The following is a 16,129-nucleotide window of genomic DNA, read 5'->3' as shown; positions in this document are numbered from 1 at the left end:
TTCATCGCGGGCCAGCCTCTTTCCTGCGCAGGAGTGAGGCTGGCTCGCGATCACGATCCTCAGCGAACCGCGTAATCCACGACTATCCCCAGGAAAATCGCCAACCCTGCCCAGTGGTTATGCAGGAAGGCCTTGAAGCACTTCATCCGGTCGCGATCGCGGGTGTACCAGAACTCCCAGGCAAAACACCCGGCCGCCACCAGCAAGCCCAGGTGGAACCAGACACCCAACTCGAAGCGTGCGCCCGCCAGCAGCAGGCACGCCAGCGCCAGGCCCTGCAGGGTCAGGATGATCACCCGGTCGGCTTCGCCGAACAGGATCGCGGTGGATTTCACCCCGATCTTCAGGTCGTCGTCGCGGTCGGTCATCGCGTAATAGGTGTCATAACCCACGGTCCACAGCAGGTTGGCGATGTACAACAGCCAGGCGGTGGCCGGCAGCTCGCCGGTCTCGGCGGTGAAGGCCATCGGGATGCCCCAGGAGAACGCCGCGCCCAGCACCACTTGCGGGTAATAGGTGTAGCGCTTCATGAAGGGGTAGGTGGCCGCCAGGGCCAGGCCGCCCAGCGACAGCCAGATGGTCGCCGCGTTGGTGCACAGCACCAGCAGGAAGCTGATGAACATCAGCACGGCGAAGAACACCAAGGCTTCCTTGGAGCCGATCTTGCCGCTGACCAGCGGGCGCTGTTCGGTGCGCTTCACGTGGCCGTCGACCTTGCGGTCGGCCCAGTCGTTGATCACGCAGCCGCCAGCCCGGGTGAGGGTCACGCCGAGGACGAAAATCACGATATTGGCCAGCGATGGCGAGCCTTCGCCGGCAATCCACAGGGCCCAGAGGGTCGGCCAGAGCAGCAGGTAGATGCCGATCGGCTTGTCCATGCGGGTCAGCTGGATAAAGTCCCAGGCGCGCGGATTCAGGCGGTTGAGGGATTTGAGCAGGCTCTGATACATCAGCGGTTCTCCGGCTGGGCGCTGACGGCGCTCCACAGGGACGGCAGGAAGATTTCGGCGACCAGCACGCTCAGGGTTGCGCGATCGAAGCGCGAGCGCCGCGCCCAGAGGTCATCGGCTTGCACTTCGTCGGGCAGCCACGGGCGTGGGTAATGGCAGACCTCGATGGGGCGGCGCTGAAAAGCCTGGTCGCAGAACAGCAGTTCGCCCAGCGAGCGGCTGCCCAGTTCGTCCATGTTCAGCCCGCCATCCTGCAGGGCGCTGCGGGCCGCCACGCTGCGGGCGAACACCCAGGCCTGGCCATGGCCGCGCAGATACACCTCGCGTACCCAGCCCTGGCTGCCCGGCGGCAGGTCCAGCGCGGTGCATTCGTCGGCGCGCAGGGTCTGCCAGTCCTCGACCAGCGGCGTCACGCTGAAACCGTCATTGGAGAGACGGGTCAGGCGCCGGGTCAGCGAACCTTCATCGAACAGCCAGTCGAGGGTCTGTGCGTCGGGGAGGGGCGTCAGCCGGCTTTGCGAGAGCCAGTCCGGGGTGGAAAATGGAGCGATTGAGTGCGGCACAGTGGGTCATTATTGGCAGCAAATGAGGCCGCGAGCTTAGCATGGCGACAGGCGATTTTGCCGCAATGGAGCGGCCGCCCGCAGCGAACGTGCTTGCATCCGTCGGTGCTCATCAGTACAAAACGCGCTGGGCCGGACGCGCCCCCTGGCGTCATCCAGAGTCGATTCATCGACCATCCCGCCGGCAACAGCCTGAGAACCTGAGGAAACGCGTAAATGAAAAAGTGGCAATGTGTGGTCTGCGGCCTGATCTACAACGAAGCCGACGGCTGGCCGGACGACGGAATCTTGCCCGGTACCCGCTGGGAAGATGTGCCTGAAGATTGGCTCTGCCCGGATTGCGGAGTCGGCAAAATGGATTTCGAAATGATCGAAATCGGCTGATCACAACCTGGTGATCCCCTGAACCTGAAGGAGTAAGGAATGAACGCACCTGTCGTCATCGTGGGCACCGGGCTGGCCGGCTACAACCTGGCCCGAGAGTTTCGCAAGCTCGATAGCGAAACGCCGCTGCTGCTGATTACCGCAGATGACGGACGTTCCTATTCCAAGCCGATGCTTTCCACCGGCTTCGGCAAGAACAAGGAAGCCGACGGCCTGAGCATGGCCGAACCCGGCGCCATGGCCGAGCAACTGAAGGCCGAGGTGCGCACCCATACCCGCATCAGCGGTATCGACCCTGGCCACAAGCGCCTGTGGATTGGTGAAGAAGCGGTGAACTACCGCGACCTGATCCTCGCCTGGGGCGCGGAAACCGTGCGCGTACCGGTGGAGGGCGATGCCGGCGAACTGATCTTCCCGATCAACGACCTGGAAGATTACGCGCGCTTTCGCGCGGCCGCGGCCGGCAAGCGCCGGGTGTTGCTGCTGGGCGCCGGCCTGATCGGCTGCGAGTTCGCCAACGACCTGATCCTCGGCGGTTATGAGGTGGATCTGGTAGCGCCTTGCGAGCAGGTCATGCCGACGCTGTTGCACCCTGCGGCCGCCGCCGCGGTACAAGCCGGGCTGGAAAGCCTGGGCGCGGGCTTCCACCTGGGGCCGGTGCTCAATCGCCTGCAGCGCACAGCGGATGGCCTCGAGGCGCATCTGTCCGATGGCGAGGTGATTGCCTGCGATCTGGTGGTGTCGGCGATCGGCCTGCGCCCACGCATCGACCTGGCCGCCGCCGCGGGGTTGATGGTCAACCGTGGGGTGGTGGTGGACCGGCATCTCAAGACGTCCCACGCCAACATTTATGCCTTGGGCGACTGCGCCGAGGTCGACGGGCTGAATCTGTTGTACGTCATGCCCCTCATGAGCTGTGCGCGAGCGCTGGCGCAGACCCTGGCGGGTAACCCGACGGCAGTCAGCTACGGCCCGATGCCGATCACCGTGAAAACCCCTGTCTGCCCATTGGTGGTTTCGCCACCGCCACGCGGCCTGGAAGGCGTGTGGACGGTCGAGGGGCAGGGCGCCGACATCAAGGCGCTGTGCCGCGATGCCGGCGGCAAGCTGCTGGGTTATGCCCTGACCGGGGCCGCGGTCATGGAGAAATTGGCCCTGAACAAGGAGCTTCCCGGCTTGTTGGCCTAAATACCGGTCGTTCTGTCGGAATAATCATGCGTTTGCCACTACAAAGGTCGCGCAGAGACTGGCGCCACTCCTAACCGCGTGCCATCCTCACACCCGTCTGCCGCAGAGTAGAGCCTGCGGCGCCTTGGGCGCTGTTCCGGAAGAACAGCACGGACATAACAACAAAAAACCGTCAAAGAGGCTTCACTATGCGTAAACCAGAACTCGCCGCTGCAATTGCTGAAAAAGCGGATCTGACCAAAGAACAGGCCAACCGCGTTCTCAACGCTGTTCTCGAAGAAATCACCGGCGCCCTGCATCGTAAAGACAGCGTCACCCTGGTAGGTTTCGGAACCTTCCTGCAGCGTCACCGTGGCGCCCGTACCGGCAAGAACCCGCAAACCGGTGAGCCGGTGAAGATCAAGGCCAGCAACACCGTAGCCTTCAAGCCAGGCAAATCGCTGAAAGACAGCGTCAATCCATAACTGTTGCGAACTCCCTCGATAGCGGGGAGAACCGTATCGAAAAATGGGCAAGCCGATAACTCGGATGCCCATTTTTTATGGGTGGCTGTTCGGCATATAAAGAGCATGCATGAAGCAAGTTTCGTTAGAACTCCATCTGTACTGTTCAGAAATCATACAGATTGTTCGATAGCAAACTATCGTCTCAAGTGCCATCATATTAATGGCACTTTTCGAAGTTGGGTGTTGTACGCGGACTGCACTTTTTTATAAAAGTTCAAAATTAAGATTGTTCCCGTATCCGGCACTTTTCTACTCTGCCTGGCATTGTCCCTTAGTCATTGAATCGTTCTCTGGTTCATATCGCGCAAGGCTCTGGCCCGCGGATCCTGGCGACTCTGGTTGGAATAGGGATTCAGCTGACTGTCTAAGGGGAACCCCTGTCATATATAAGGCAATCTCTTACGAGCAGCCGATGACAGTTCGTCTTGTCGTTTGAGGGGATGCTTGCTAGTGGCCATCATACTGATTACGATGCGCGCTCTTGAAAGAGCAGGCTCAATTGGATGAGTACGCTCTTCGATACTGTCCCGCACGTGAAAAAAGTCTCGCGTGCGTATAGACCGTAATCTCAAAAAGGCCATGGATGTCCTACTCAAGTAAACTTTCTGCCCATTACCTCGAACTCGCCAAGGCCTCTGTTTCCAAAGAGAGTTTTGCGGGCGAGGACGTTCGCTTCTCCAGCGAATACGAGGCATTGGAAAGTGAGCTGGGCAAAGCCCAATCCATGCACGAAAGTGGTCAGATCGACTGGCTGAAAATCCTCGAAAACAGTGAAACGCTGCTGCGTACCCAGTCCAAGGATCTGCGGGTGGCCGCCTGGCTCACCTGGGCGCTGTATCAGCGTGAATCCTTCCCTGGCCTGCTGGCCGGCCTTGGTCTTCTGCAGCACCTGTGCGAACAGCATTGGGTGCAGATCCACCCCGCCAAACTGCGTACCCGGGCTGCCGCCATCGGCTGGCTGGTGCCGCGTCTCGAGCAGGTGCTGGGCGAAAACATCGCGATCAAGGAGCAACTGCCGCTGTTCCGCCGCCTGGTGGAACACCTGGAAGGGCTCGATACCGTGCTCACCGAGCATCTGGGCGACAACGCGCCCTTGCTGCTGCCGATCTGCCGGCGGCTGTCGACCATGGTCCAGCGCGCCGCCGACAACCAGCCGGAACCCGGCGCCGTGGGCGCGGTGGTGGCCCAGGTCAAGCAGGCCGCGACCCAGCTGTTCACGCCCGGCGCGCCGATCGACAACGAGAAGGAAGCGCAGAAGGCCCTGCGCGCGTTGCAGGAAAACGCCCGCCCGCTGAGCGCCTGGTGGCTCAAGCAGAAGGCCACCGATGTGCGCGCCCTGCGCTTGAACCGCACCATGCTGTGGTTGCCCATCGATGCCGTCCCGGAGCGCAATGCCGAGCAGATCACCGCGTTGCGCGGGCTGCCGGCCGACAAGCTCAAGACCTATCAGGAACGTTTTGCCAACGGGCAGTACGCCGACCTGCTGGTGGAGCTCGAAGCCAGCCTGGCCAGGGCGCCATTCTGGTTCGACGGCCAGCGCATGGTCTGGGAATGCCTGCAGGGGCTGAACGCCGACCAGGCGATGCGCGAAGTGGAGTTTCACTTCGCACTCCTGTTGCAGCGCCTGCCGGGGGTGGTCGAGCTGCGTTTCCATGACGGCGCGCCTTTTGCCGATCCGGCCACTCGCAGCTGGATCAGCGCTCACGTCATGCCCCATCTGCAAAGCGCCAGTGCGCCGCGCAAGGTCGAAGCGACCACCAGCCAGCCGGCCTGGGAAGAAGCCCTCGAAGAGGTCTTGCCGATCCTGCGCAAGGACGGCCTCAAGGCCGCCGTGCAGGTCCTCAAGCAAGGCCTGCAGAACGCCCACGGCGGGCGGGTGCGGTTCTTCTGGCAGTTCAGCCTGGCGCGGCTGTGCTTCATGGCCAAGAAATACGAACTGGCCAAGACCCAGCTCGAAACCCTCGATCAAGAATTACTGAGCTCGGGCCTGCATGCCTGGGAGCCGGATCTTGCGTTGGAAGTGCTGCACCTCCTGCATAGCTGCTGTGAGTTGTTGCCGCAGAACCACGCAGTGCGAGAACGCAAGGAAGAGATTTATCGCAGGCTGTGCCACCTCGACCTCGAAGTGGTACTCGAATAGGCCCCAGGGCCAACAACCGCAAGGAGAAAAGCCATGGCCAAAGAAGGCTCGGTAGCCCCCAAGGAACGCATCAACGTCACCTTCAAACCCGCCACCGGCGGTGCTCAGGAAGAGATTGAACTGCCGTTGAAGCTACTGGCAATCGGTGATTACACCCAGCGCGTGGACGAGCGCAAAGTGGAAGACCGCAAGCCGATCAGCATCGACAAAATGACGTTCGACGAAGTGCTGGCCAAGCAGGAGCTGAGCCTGACGCTGAGCGTGCCTAACCGTCTTCAGGAAGAGGGCGACACCGAAGAGCTGGCGGTCAAGCTGCGCGTCAACTCGATGAAGGACTTCAACCCGGCCAGCCTGGTCGAGCAAGTGCCTGAGCTGAAAAAACTGATGGAACTGCGCGACGCGCTGGTGGCCCTCAAGGGTCCGCTGGGTAACGCCCCTGCATTCCGTAAAGCCATCGAAGGCGTACTCGCCGACGACGAATCGCGCGGTCGTGTACTCGGTGAGCTGGGCCTGAACGCCGCAGCCACCGAAGCCTGAGTCTCCATCAGTCAAGGAAGCCAAACACTATGAGCACTAGTGCAGCACAACAGAAAAGCAACGAGAACGGCGAGTACAGCATTCTCGACAGCATCATCGCCGAAACCCGCCTGACTCCGGACGACGAAGCCTACGACATCGCCAAGCGCGGCGTGTCGGCCTTCATCGAAGAGCTGCTCAAGCCTCAGAACGACGGTGAGCCGGTCAAGAAGGCCATGGTTGACCGCATGATCGCCGAGATCGATGCCAAGCTCAGCCGCCAGATGGACGAAATCCTCCACCACGAAGACTTCCAGTCCCTGGAATCGGCCTGGCGTGGCCTGCAGTTGCTGGTCGACCGCACCAACTTCCGCGAAAACATCAAGATCGAAATCCTCAACGTCTCCAAGCAGGACCTGCTGGACGACTTCGAAGATTCGCCGGAAGTGATGCAGTCTGGCCTGTACAAGCACATCTACACCGCTGAATACGGCCAGTTCGGTGGCCAGCCGGTGGGCGCGATCATCGCCAACTACTTCATGTCGCCAAGTTCGCCAGACGTGAAGCTGATGCAGTACGTGTCCAGCGTTGCCTGCATGTCCCACGCGCCGTTCATCGCCGCGGCCGGTCCGAAATTCTTCGGCCTGGAAAGCTTCACCGGCCTGCCGGACCTGAAGGATCTGAAAGATCACTTCGAAGGCCCGCAATTCGCCAAATGGCAGAGCTTCCGCCAGTCGGAAGACTCGCGCTACATCGGCCTGACCGTACCGCGCTTCCTGCTGCGCAACCCGTACGATCCGGAAGAGAACCCGGTCAAATCCTTCGTCTACAAGGAAACCGTTGCCAACAGCCACGAGCACTACCTGTGGGGCAACACCGCGTACGCTTTCGGTACCAAACTGACCGACAGCTTCGCCAAGTTCCGCTGGTGCCCGAACATCATCGGCCCGCAGAGCGGTGGCGCAGTAGAAGACCTGCCGCTGCACCACTTCGAAAGCATGGGCGAAATCGAAACCAAGATCCCGACTGAGGTCCTGGTTTCCGACCGTCGTGAATACGAACTGGCCGAGGAAGGCTTCATCTCCCTGACCATGCGCAAAGGCAGCGACAACGCGGCGTTCTTCTCCGCCAGCTCGGTGCAGAAGCCGAAGTTCTTCGGCATCAGCGCCGAAGGCAAGGCTGCGGAGCTGAACTACAAGCTCGGCACCCAGCTGCCGTACATGATGATCGTCAACCGCCTGGCTCACTACCTGAAAGTGCTGCAGCGCGAGCAACTCGGTTCGTGGAAAGAACGTACCGACCTCGAGCTGGAACTCAACAAGTGGATCCGCCAGTACGTCGCCGACCAGGAAAACCCGAGCGCCGAAGTCCGTGGCCGTCGTCCGCTGCGCGCCGCGCAGATCATCGTCAGCGATGTGGAAGGTGAGCCGGGCTGGTACCGCGTCAGTCTGAACGTGCGCCCGCACTTCAAGTACATGGGTGCCGATTTCACCCTGTCGCTGGTTGGCAAGCTGGACAAAGAGTAACCAGGAGCTAGGTCATGACCGGATACGGCAGCCTTTTCGAACGCCTGAGTGGCGAGGCCGACAAGCGTGTCGGCTGGAGCCGCGAGGTTTCCGCCATGGCGTCGGTGGCTGCCCATCTGGGCAAGATGCTCAGCACCCGTGCGGGCAGCGTGCAGACGCTGTCCGATTACGGGTTGCCCGATCTCAACGACATGCGCCTGAGTCTGCACGACGCCCTGAGCCAGGCTCGCCTGGCCATCGAAAGCTTCATCGAAGCCTACGAGCCGCGTCTGAGCAATGTGCGTGTCGTTTCCCTGCCGCGTGATCACGACCAGCTCAAGCTGGCTTTCAATATCGAAGGCCTGCTTGAGGTGGACGGGTTCAAGCGCCAGGTCAGTTTTTCCGCGCGCCTGGATGGCAGCGGACAGGTCAAGGTGACATGAAGATGAGCGAAGACCATTTCATTCGTTTGGGCGAGGCGACAAGTCGCGCCGTTGAGCCAGTCAACCATGTTTCATTCGGCACGCCCGATGCCACGATAGGGCTGACCAACCTGCTGGATCTGGACACTCATGAAATCGTTCAGGAAGAAGGCCGGCAGGTTCACCGACTGACCTTCAAAAGTGGCCACAGCGTAACCATCGAGGCCAATGACAAAGCCGTTGAAGTGAAAGGCGCGCGTCTTTCTATCATCGCCGCTACCCAAGCGGTACTGCTGCATGACCCGGCGAAACCTGTTCCCTCGGCAAAGCTGGCAGCGTCACCAACGCTCACGCCACCCCTCTTGCCCATGGGAGGTGAACATGTCCGGTAAACCTGCCGCTCGTGTTTCAGACCCGACCGCTTGCCCATTGCCAGGTCACGGTACCAACCCGATCGCCGCCGGTTCCGGCGATGTGTTTTTCGACGGACTTCCGGCTGCCCGCCAAGGCGATGCCTCGGCCTGTGGCGGCACTATGTCCGGCGCCCTGGCAACCACCGTGCTGATCAATGGCAAGCCGGCGGCCACGGTTGATTCGGTCGGGACTCATGGAAATATCGTTATCGGTGGGTCGGGGACGGTGGTTATCGGAAATTCCCACTCGGCGGCGCCGTTTGTTCCTCCATTACCGCTGATTATTCCTGGACTTGATGAGCAGTTTGCGCTGACAGATGAGGCGGGAGCTCCGATTGCCAATCGCCGATATCTGCTTGTTCGCGAAGATGGCACGCAGGAAGAGGGGATTACCAATGATGCAGGGCTTACTCATCGGCTTGCTCGACATGAGCGAGCAGAGAAAGTCGAAGTCTACGTAGCAGCGGGAAGTTGATGAATGGCCACTGATACCATCAGCACTTCAAGTGGTACTTTCAAAAAAGTCGCTACGGTGCAAAGTTCCCCTACCAAAGAGCTTGTCCCTAAGCCGGTTGTAGTTGAGCAAGGGCTGACCGTATTTTTGGGTGGCGCTGGGATGATTGGTGGTTATAACGCCGACATGATCAATGCATTTACTGAGGTAGGCATCGCCAATTCTGTTTACGGAAACTATTCATCCCTGATCACTGGGGCGGATGAGTATGTCCATCCAATGGTTGATATGCTCGCCGACGCATCGGCGGTTATTTTTTACAATCAGGATAGTAGTCGGCCGGCAGAGTTTGAATATGATCAGTTGGGCGTTGTAAAAGAAAAAACCGATTTGTATGGTTTGGTCGCTGTTAAAAGCACTATGCCGGTTATAGAAAGCCAACCTGCGGATTTCTCCCTTGCTGCCATTGGCATATCAAAAAAGATTCCGACTTCTGGGCAGTTCAATATTGTCGGGTACTCATGGGGGGCGGTAATTGCGGCGCGTAGCGCTATGTATCATGCGCGCAAGGATATTATCGTCGATCACTTGGTTCTCATCGGTGCGCCGATCAATCAGGACTTGAAGGATGCGGTAACCGGGCATCCGAAAATAATCCAAACAATAATTATTGACCTGACAGATAAGGGCGATCCGATTTATGCCGGGATGACGGACGCCGAATTGGTTGGCGTTGCACCCGAGCTTGCGGGGCAGATGTCAGGCGCTAACCAGGGACACTTTTACTATTCAGGGGATGATGCGGACGGTCAATTAAGGCATCGGGAACTTGCAAAGCGGCTTTATGACGAAGGGCTTCGATAAAGTGATGCGATATTTCGTTATCTTCATTTCTCTTGTCATGCTGTCTTTGAGCTTTATCGATCCCAAAGCCCCGTGGGAGGTTAGTATCGACTTTATGGGCTTATTACTCCCTCAGGCGGTGTATACATTTTTTTTCGTGGTTTGTATTTTTCTTTATCTTCCGATGATAGTTGTCGGTTTTTATTATTTTGTAAAAAGTGCAGTTCGTTTGGTCAAGTTTCGAGATTTCAGGGGTGGGTTCGAGCCGTTTATTTTGTTTGCGCTCATTGTGGTGAGTTTGAGCCGGTTCGGCGATTGGGTTGTTTATGAATTTTTTTAACTATCGATTGGGATCGAATTCGATGACTAGGTTCGCCGGCTTCATCCTGCTTTTTGTTTCCTTGAGCGGTTGCGCGGCGCAACAGGTCTACAACAACTATGTGTATGTCGCGAACCGTTGCGGCCAGCCCTTGCAGATGAAGGTGATCAACAGCTCCAACATGCATTCGCTGGAGCGCACGCTGACTTCCGCGGCCGGCTCTCGCGCACTGGTGGCGAGCTTTGCCTCTTATGGCGAAGACGTGATCGAGCAGATCCCGGCCAATTATCTGCTGACGATCAGCGATGCCAACGGTAGCAAAACCATTGACGGTGCCCAGTTGAAACAGCATCTGAGTGGCGTGAAGAAGATCAGTGAAGGGACCCAGCGCGAATGGACTATCGATGACCGCGCTTTCTGTCCTTGACCTGTGCGGTTGTTGAATGTCCTGGCGCTGAAATTTTCTCAAAAACGATAAGCAGGTAAGCACTCGTGTCCTTTAACCACTACTACCAAAGCGAACTCACCGCGCTGCGCCAGCTGGGTCGCCGTTTCGCCGAGCGTAGTCCGGCCCTGGCACCGTTTCTCGGGCAGGCCGGGCGGGACCCGGATGTGGAGCGCCTGCTCGAAGGTTTCGCGTTCCTCACCGGTCGCCTGCGGCAGAAGCTCGATGACGAGCTGCCGGAGCTGAGCCATTCGTTGATGCACCTGCTGTGGCCGAACTACATGCGGCCGTTGCCGGCGTTCAGCATTTTGCAGTTCGACCCGCTGAAGCAGTCCGGGCCGGCCCTGCGTGTGGAGCGTGATACGCCGGTGGAGAGCAAGCCCATCGATGACGTGCGCTGCCGCTTCCGTACCTGCTATCCGACCGAAGTCCTGCCGTTGGACCTGACGGCGCTGAACTACTCGGTGAAAGGCGACGGCGCACTGCTTAGCCTGCGCCTGGAGATGAGCTGCGACGGTCACCTCGGCGAGCTGAACCTGAGCCGCCTGCGCCTGCACCTGGCGGGCGAGCGCTATATCAGCCAGATGCTCTACCTGAGCCTGCTGCGCAACCTCGAAGGCATCGAGCTGGTGCCGCTGGGCATGGACGGCAAGCCGTTCCCGGGTGTCAGTGGCAATGCCATGTCGTTCAAGATGCCCGGCAACCGCGTGCAGCCGGTGGGCTTTGCCGAAGAAGAAGCGTTGATCCCGTACCCGCTGAACACCTTCCGTGGCTATCGCTACCTGCAGGAGTATTTCGCCTTCCAGGACAAGTTCCTGTTCGTCGACCTGAACGGCCTGGACCTGCTCAAGTCGCTGCCGGAGGACACCCTCAAGCAGTTGCACGGCCTTGAGGTGCGCTTCGACATTCGCAAGAGCGGCATCCAGCGCCTGCGGCCGACCCTGGACAACGTGAAGCTGTACTGCACGCCGATCGCCAACCTGTTCAAGCACGACGCGCTGCCGATCCGCCTCGATGGCAAGCAGGACGAGTACCTGTTGCTGCCGGCCGAGTACGACCTGGAAAACTGCGGCGTGTTCTCGGTGGAAACCGTCACCGGCTGGAAGCCCGGCGGCCTGGGTTACCAGGAATATGTGCCGTTCGAATCCTTCGAGCACGACCCGAGTTTCGACGTCCCGCAAAGCCGCCCGCACTACAGCATCCGCCAGCGCTCCTCGTTGCTGCACGACGGCCTGGACACCTACCTGAGCTTCGGCATCCGCCACACCGAGGCCCACGAAACCCTGTCCATCGAGCTGACCTGCACCAACCAGAACCTGCCGCGCCGGCTCAAGCTCGGCGAGATCAACCAGGCGTGCGAGGAAACCCCGGAATTCCTCAGTTTCCGCAACATCACCCCGGCCACTTCGAGCTACGCGCCACCGCTGAATCGTGACTTCCTGTGGAAGCTGATCAGCAACATGTCGCTCAACTACCTGTCGCTGGCCAACGTCGACGCGCTCAAGGTGATTCTCGAAACCTACGACTTGCCGCGCTACTACGACCAGCACCTGGAAAAGGTCAGCAAGCGCCTGCTGGGCGGGCTCAAGTCGATCCGCCACGAACATGTCGACCGGCTGCATCGGGGCCTGCCGCTGCGCGGTCTGCGCACCGAGCTGACCATCGATCCGGAAGGTTATATCGGTGAAGGCGACATGTTCGTCTTCGCTTCGGTTCTCAACGAGTTTTTCGCTCTTTACGCCAGTCTCAACTCGTACCACGAGCTGCGGGTAAAAAGTACACAGGGAGAGGTGTACCAATGGACACCACGTATGGGTCTACAGCCCCTGCTTTAAGCGGGCTGACCCGGGTCATCCGCGAGTACTCGCTGTTCCAGGCCGTGCTGCTGGTGGTGGACCGGCTGCGCGATTCCCACCCGGGCCTGAGCGAAGAGGATCTCTACGACCAGCTGGAATTCCAGGCCAATCCGAGCCTGGGTTTCCCTGGCAGCGACGTCGATCGCGTGGAGTTTTTCGAAGAGCACGGGCAGATGCGCGCGCGCCTGCGGTTCAACCTGATCGGGCTGTTCGGCTCCGGCTCGCCGCTGCCGGCGTTCTACGGTGAGCAGGCCCTGGGTGACAGCGAGGACGGCAACCCGACCCGCAATTTCCTCGACCTGTTCCACCATCGCCTGCAGCGGCTGATGCTGCCGATCTGGCGCAAGTATCGCTACCGCGCCAGCTTCAAGAGCGGCGCGCTCGACCCGTTTTCCGCCCAGCTGTTCGCCCTGATCGGCCTCGGCGGCGAAGACATCCGCAAGGCCAAGGAACTGAACTGGAAGCGCCTGCTGCCGTACCTCGGCCTGCTCAGCCTGCGGGCCCACTCGGCGGCGCTGATCGAGGCCGTGCTGCGTTACTACTTCAAGCATGCGGACCTGGTGATCGAGCAGTGCATCGAGCGGCGGGTGGAGATTCTCGAAGAGCAACGCAACCGCCTGGGTCGCGCCAACAGCCAGCTCGGCGAAGACCTGGTGCTGGGCGAGCGGGTGCGCGACCGCAGCGGCAAGTTCCGCATCCATATCCGCCAGCTCGACTGGCAACGCTTCCACGAGTTCCTGCCGATCGGTTTCGGCTACCAGCCGCTGTGTGCGCTGGTGCGGTTCACCCTGCGTGACCCGCTGGACTACGACATTCGCCTGGTCCTGCGCCAGGAAGAAATCCGCGAACTGCGCATCGGTGAGCAGAACGCCTGTCGCCTGGGGTGGACCAGCTGGCTCGGCCGCGAACGCGCGGACGGCGTGGTGACCCTGGGCAGCAAAATTCATTAAGGACAGATGACATGATCAACGTAGACCTGCAGCAACTGATCCAGGCGCTGGACGCCGAAACCCGCCGCGACCTGGAAAGCTCCGCCGAACGCTGCGTCGCCCGTGGCGGCAGCAAGATCCTGGTCGAAGACCTGTTGCTGGGCCTGCTGGAGCGTCCGCAAGGCCTGCTCGCACGCGCGTTGCAGGACGCCGAAGTGGATGCCGGCGAGCTGAGCGCGGCACTGCAATCGCGGGTCGAGCACAGCGCCTCGCGCAACCCGGTGTTCGCCCCGGAGCTGGTGCAGTGGCTGCAGGACGCCTTGCTGGTGGCCAACCTCGAACTGGGCCAGAGCCAGGTCGAGCAGGCGGCGCTGATCCTCGCCCTGCTGCGTAACCCGATGCGCTACGCCGGTAGCCGTTACCAGTCGCTGCTGGCCAAGCTGAACATCGAACGGCTGAAGGATTTCGCCCTGTCGCAGAAGGAAGAGCCGGCCAGCGGCAAGCCGGCGGCGCCGGGCGAATCGCTGTTGCAGCGCTTTACCCACAACCTGACCCAGCAGGCGCGCGAGGGCAAGCTCGACCCGGTGCTGTGCCGCGATGGCGCGATCCGCCAGATGGTCGACATCCTCGCCCGTCGTCGCAAGAACAACCCGATCGTGGTCGGCGAAGCCGGCGTCGGTAAGACCGCGGTGGTCGAAGGCCTGGCCTCGCGCATCGCCGCCGGTGAAGTGCCGCAGGTGCTCAAGGGCGTCGAGCTGTTGTCGCTGGACATGGGCCTGTTGCAGGCCGGCGCCAGCGTGAAGGGCGAGTTCGAGCGCCGCCTCAAGGGCGTGATCGACGAGGTCAAGGCTTCGCCTAAGCCGATCATTCTGTTTATCGACGAAGCCCACACCCTGATCGGCGCCGGCGGCAACGCGGGCGGTTCCGATGCGGCCAACCTGCTCAAGCCGGCGCTGGCCCGTGGCGAGCTGCGCACCATCGCCGCCACCACTTGGGCCGAGTACAAGAAGTACTTCGAGAAGGACCCGGCCCTGGCCCGTCGCTTCCAGCCGGTGCAGCTGCACGAACCGACCGTCAGCGAGGCGGTGACTATCCTGCGTGGCCTGGCTCAGGTCTACGAGAAGAGCCACGGTATCTACCTGCGCGACGACGCGGTGGTGGCCGCGGCGGAACTGTCGGCCCGCTACCTGGCTGGCCGCCAGCTGCCGGACAAGGCGGTGGACGTGCTCGATACCGCCTGTGCCCGGGTGCGCATCAGCCTGGCGGCGGCGCCGGAGAGCCTGGAACGCCTGCGTGGCGAGCTGGCCGAAGGCGGCCGTCAGCGCCAGGCACTGCGCCGCGATGCCGAAGCCGGCCTGGTGATCGACCAGGAAGCGCTGGACGCGTTGGAAGCCCGTCTGGCCGACGCCGAGGCCGAGCAGCAAGCCCTGGAAACCCTGTGGAGCGAACAACGCACCCTGGCCGAGCGTCTGCTCGAACTGCGCCAGCAACTGGCCAAGGCTCGCGACGCGGCCAACCAGCCGCCGCGGGTGTCGGTGGAAGAAGACGCCGAAGGCACAGTGATCGAAACCCTCGCCGCTGAAGTGGAAGAAGGGCAGAGCGTCGAGGCGCTGGAGGCTGCCCTCAACGAAACCCATCGCGCCCTGAGCGATGCCCAGAGCCAGGAACGCCTGGTCAGCTTCGAAGTCTGCCCGCGCCTGGTGGCCGAAGTGATCAGCGCCTGGACCGGTGTGCCGCTGACGCAACTGGCCCGTGAACACAACGCCAAGGTGGCGAGCTTCGCCACCGACCTGCGCGCGCGCATTCGTGGCCAGGAGCAGGCGGTGCATGCGCTGGACCGCTCGATGCGCGCCACCGCCGCTGGCCTGAACAAGCCGGATGCGCCGGTCGGTGTGTTCCTGCTGGTCGGCCCGAGCGGCGTCGGCAAGACCGAAACCGCCCTGGCCCTGGCCGACCTGCTGTACGGCGGCGATCGCTTTATCACCACCATCAACATGTCCGAGTTCCAGGAGAAGCACACCGTATCGCGCCTGATCGGCGCGCCGCCAGGCTACGTCGGCTACGGCGAAGGCGGCATGCTCACCGAGGCGGTGCGGCAGAAGCCGTATTCGGTGGTGCTGCTCGACGAGGTCGAGAAAGCCGATCCGGACGTGCTCAATCTGTTCTATCAGATCTTCGACAAGGGCGTGGCCAACGACGGCGAAGGGCGCGAGATCGACTTCCGCAACACGCTGATCCTGATGACCTCGAACCTGGCCAGCGACCGCATCAGCGCCCTGTGCGAGAACGGTGAGCGGCCGAGCGCCGAGATCCTGGAAGAGACCATCCGCCCGGTGCTCAGCAAGCACTTCAAGCCGGCGCTGCTGGCGCGCATGCGCGTGGTGCCGTACTACCCGGTGGGCGGCCCGGTGCTGCGCGAGCTGATCGAAATCAAGCTGGGCCGCCTGGGCGAGCGCCTGAACCGTCGCCAGCTGGATTTCACTTACTGCCAGAACCTGGTCGACCACCTGGCCGAGCGCTGCACCCAGAGCGAAAGCGGCGCGCGCCTGATCGACCACTTGCTCGACCTGCACGTACTGCCGCTGGTGGCCGACCGCCTGCTGGACGCCATGGCCACCGGCGAGAACCTCAAGCGCGTACACGCGACGCTCGACAGCGGCGGCGGCGTGACCTGCGAGTTCGCCTGAGGTGGGTGT

Annotated in this window: 16 protein-coding genes; 14 read left to right on the top strand and 2 right to left on the bottom strand. The window is 61.3% G+C overall.

Annotation, left to right across the window (positions count from 1 at the left end; all coding sequences use genetic code 11):
- Positions 1-59: 59 nt before the first annotated feature.
- The gene (gene ubiA / locus H0I86_RS30960; protein WP_180923284.1) at positions 60-950 is read right to left on the bottom strand and encodes a 4-hydroxybenzoate octaprenyltransferase; all 891 of its coding nucleotides are present in this window, start codon (positions 948-950) and stop codon (positions 60-62) included.
- Positions 950-1,513 carry a chorismate--pyruvate lyase family protein gene (locus H0I86_RS30955; protein ID WP_180923283.1) on the bottom strand — a complete coding sequence of 188 codons (564 nt, stop codon included), beginning with the start codon at positions 1,511-1,513 and terminating at the stop codon, positions 950-952. Before H0I86_RS30955 ends, ubiA begins: the two co-directional genes overlap by 1 nt.
- Positions 1,514-1,729: 216 nt before the next feature.
- Between H0I86_RS30955 and H0I86_RS30950 the strand changes: the two genes are divergently transcribed.
- From H0I86_RS30950 to tssH, 14 genes are all read left to right on the top strand, one after another.
- Positions 1,730-1,897: a rubredoxin gene (locus H0I86_RS30950; protein WP_007930291.1), complete on the top strand. Its 168-nt coding sequence runs from the start codon at positions 1,730-1,732 to the stop codon at positions 1,895-1,897.
- A gap of 39 nt (positions 1,898-1,936) precedes the next feature.
- Positions 1,937-3,085 (top strand): NAD(P)/FAD-dependent oxidoreductase, encoded by a 1,149-nt coding sequence (locus tag H0I86_RS30945; protein WP_180923282.1) that lies wholly within the window; start codon positions 1,937-1,939, stop codon positions 3,083-3,085.
- A gap of 188 nt (positions 3,086-3,273) precedes the next feature.
- Entirely contained in the window at positions 3,274-3,549 is a 276-nt protein-coding gene (locus H0I86_RS30940) for an HU family DNA-binding protein (protein ID WP_003213368.1), read from the top strand.
- Between the two features lie 625 nt (positions 3,550-4,174).
- Entirely contained in the window at positions 4,175-5,731 is a 1,557-nt protein-coding gene (gene tssA / locus H0I86_RS30935) for a type VI secretion system protein TssA (protein WP_180923281.1), read from the top strand.
- A 33-nt stretch (positions 5,732-5,764) separates the two neighbouring features.
- Complete coding sequence (gene tssB, locus H0I86_RS30930; RefSeq protein ID WP_007930286.1) at positions 5,765-6,268, top strand: type VI secretion system contractile sheath small subunit; 504 nt, start codon at positions 5,765-5,767, stop codon at positions 6,266-6,268.
- Between the two features lie 29 nt (positions 6,269-6,297).
- A complete protein-coding gene (tssC, locus tag H0I86_RS30925; RefSeq protein WP_009051592.1) occupies positions 6,298-7,773 on the top strand; it encodes a type VI secretion system contractile sheath large subunit in 1,476 nt (491 codons plus the stop codon).
- Positions 7,774-7,787: 14 nt separating this feature from the next.
- A complete protein-coding gene (tssE, locus tag H0I86_RS30920; RefSeq protein WP_016703136.1) occupies positions 7,788-8,195 on the top strand; it encodes a type VI secretion system baseplate subunit TssE in 408 nt (135 codons plus the stop codon).
- 2 nt (positions 8,196-8,197) lie between these two features.
- Positions 8,198-8,566: a hypothetical protein gene (locus tag H0I86_RS30915; protein ID WP_180923280.1), complete on the top strand. Its 369-nt coding sequence runs from the start codon at positions 8,198-8,200 to the stop codon at positions 8,564-8,566.
- Complete coding sequence (locus H0I86_RS30910) at positions 8,556-9,062, top strand: PAAR domain-containing protein (protein ID WP_180923279.1); 507 nt, start codon at positions 8,556-8,558, stop codon at positions 9,060-9,062. Before H0I86_RS30915 ends, H0I86_RS30910 begins: the two co-directional genes overlap by 11 nt.
- Before the next feature lie 3 nt (positions 9,063-9,065).
- Entirely contained in the window at positions 9,066-9,905 is an 840-nt protein-coding gene (locus H0I86_RS30905; protein WP_180923278.1) for an alpha/beta fold hydrolase, read from the top strand.
- Positions 9,906-10,246: 341 nt separating this feature from the next.
- Positions 10,247-10,630 (top strand): hypothetical protein, encoded by a 384-nt coding sequence (locus H0I86_RS30900; RefSeq protein ID WP_180923277.1) that lies wholly within the window; start codon positions 10,247-10,249, stop codon positions 10,628-10,630.
- Between the two features lie 65 nt (positions 10,631-10,695).
- Entirely contained in the window at positions 10,696-12,483 is a 1,788-nt protein-coding gene (tssF, locus tag H0I86_RS30895) for a type VI secretion system baseplate subunit TssF (protein ID WP_007930278.1), read from the top strand.
- Positions 12,447-13,454, top strand: a complete 1,008-nt coding sequence (gene tssG / locus H0I86_RS30890) for a type VI secretion system baseplate subunit TssG (protein WP_007930277.1) — start codon at positions 12,447-12,449, stop codon at positions 13,452-13,454. The genes tssF and tssG overlap by 37 nt, the downstream gene beginning before the upstream one ends.
- Positions 13,455-13,465: 11 nt before the next feature.
- On the top strand, positions 13,466-16,120 hold the full coding sequence (gene tssH / locus H0I86_RS30885; RefSeq protein ID WP_180923276.1) for a type VI secretion system ATPase TssH: 2,655 nt from the start codon (positions 13,466-13,468) through the stop codon (positions 16,118-16,120).
- The last annotated feature ends 9 nt before the right edge of the window (positions 16,121-16,129 follow it).

It is taken from the genome of Pseudomonas chlororaphis subsp. aurantiaca (assembly GCF_013466605.1).
GTDB lineage: Bacteria > Pseudomonadota > Gammaproteobacteria > Pseudomonadales > Pseudomonadaceae > Aquipseudomonas > Aquipseudomonas chlororaphis_I.
This window is presented reverse-complemented; position numbering and strand designations above follow the sequence as displayed.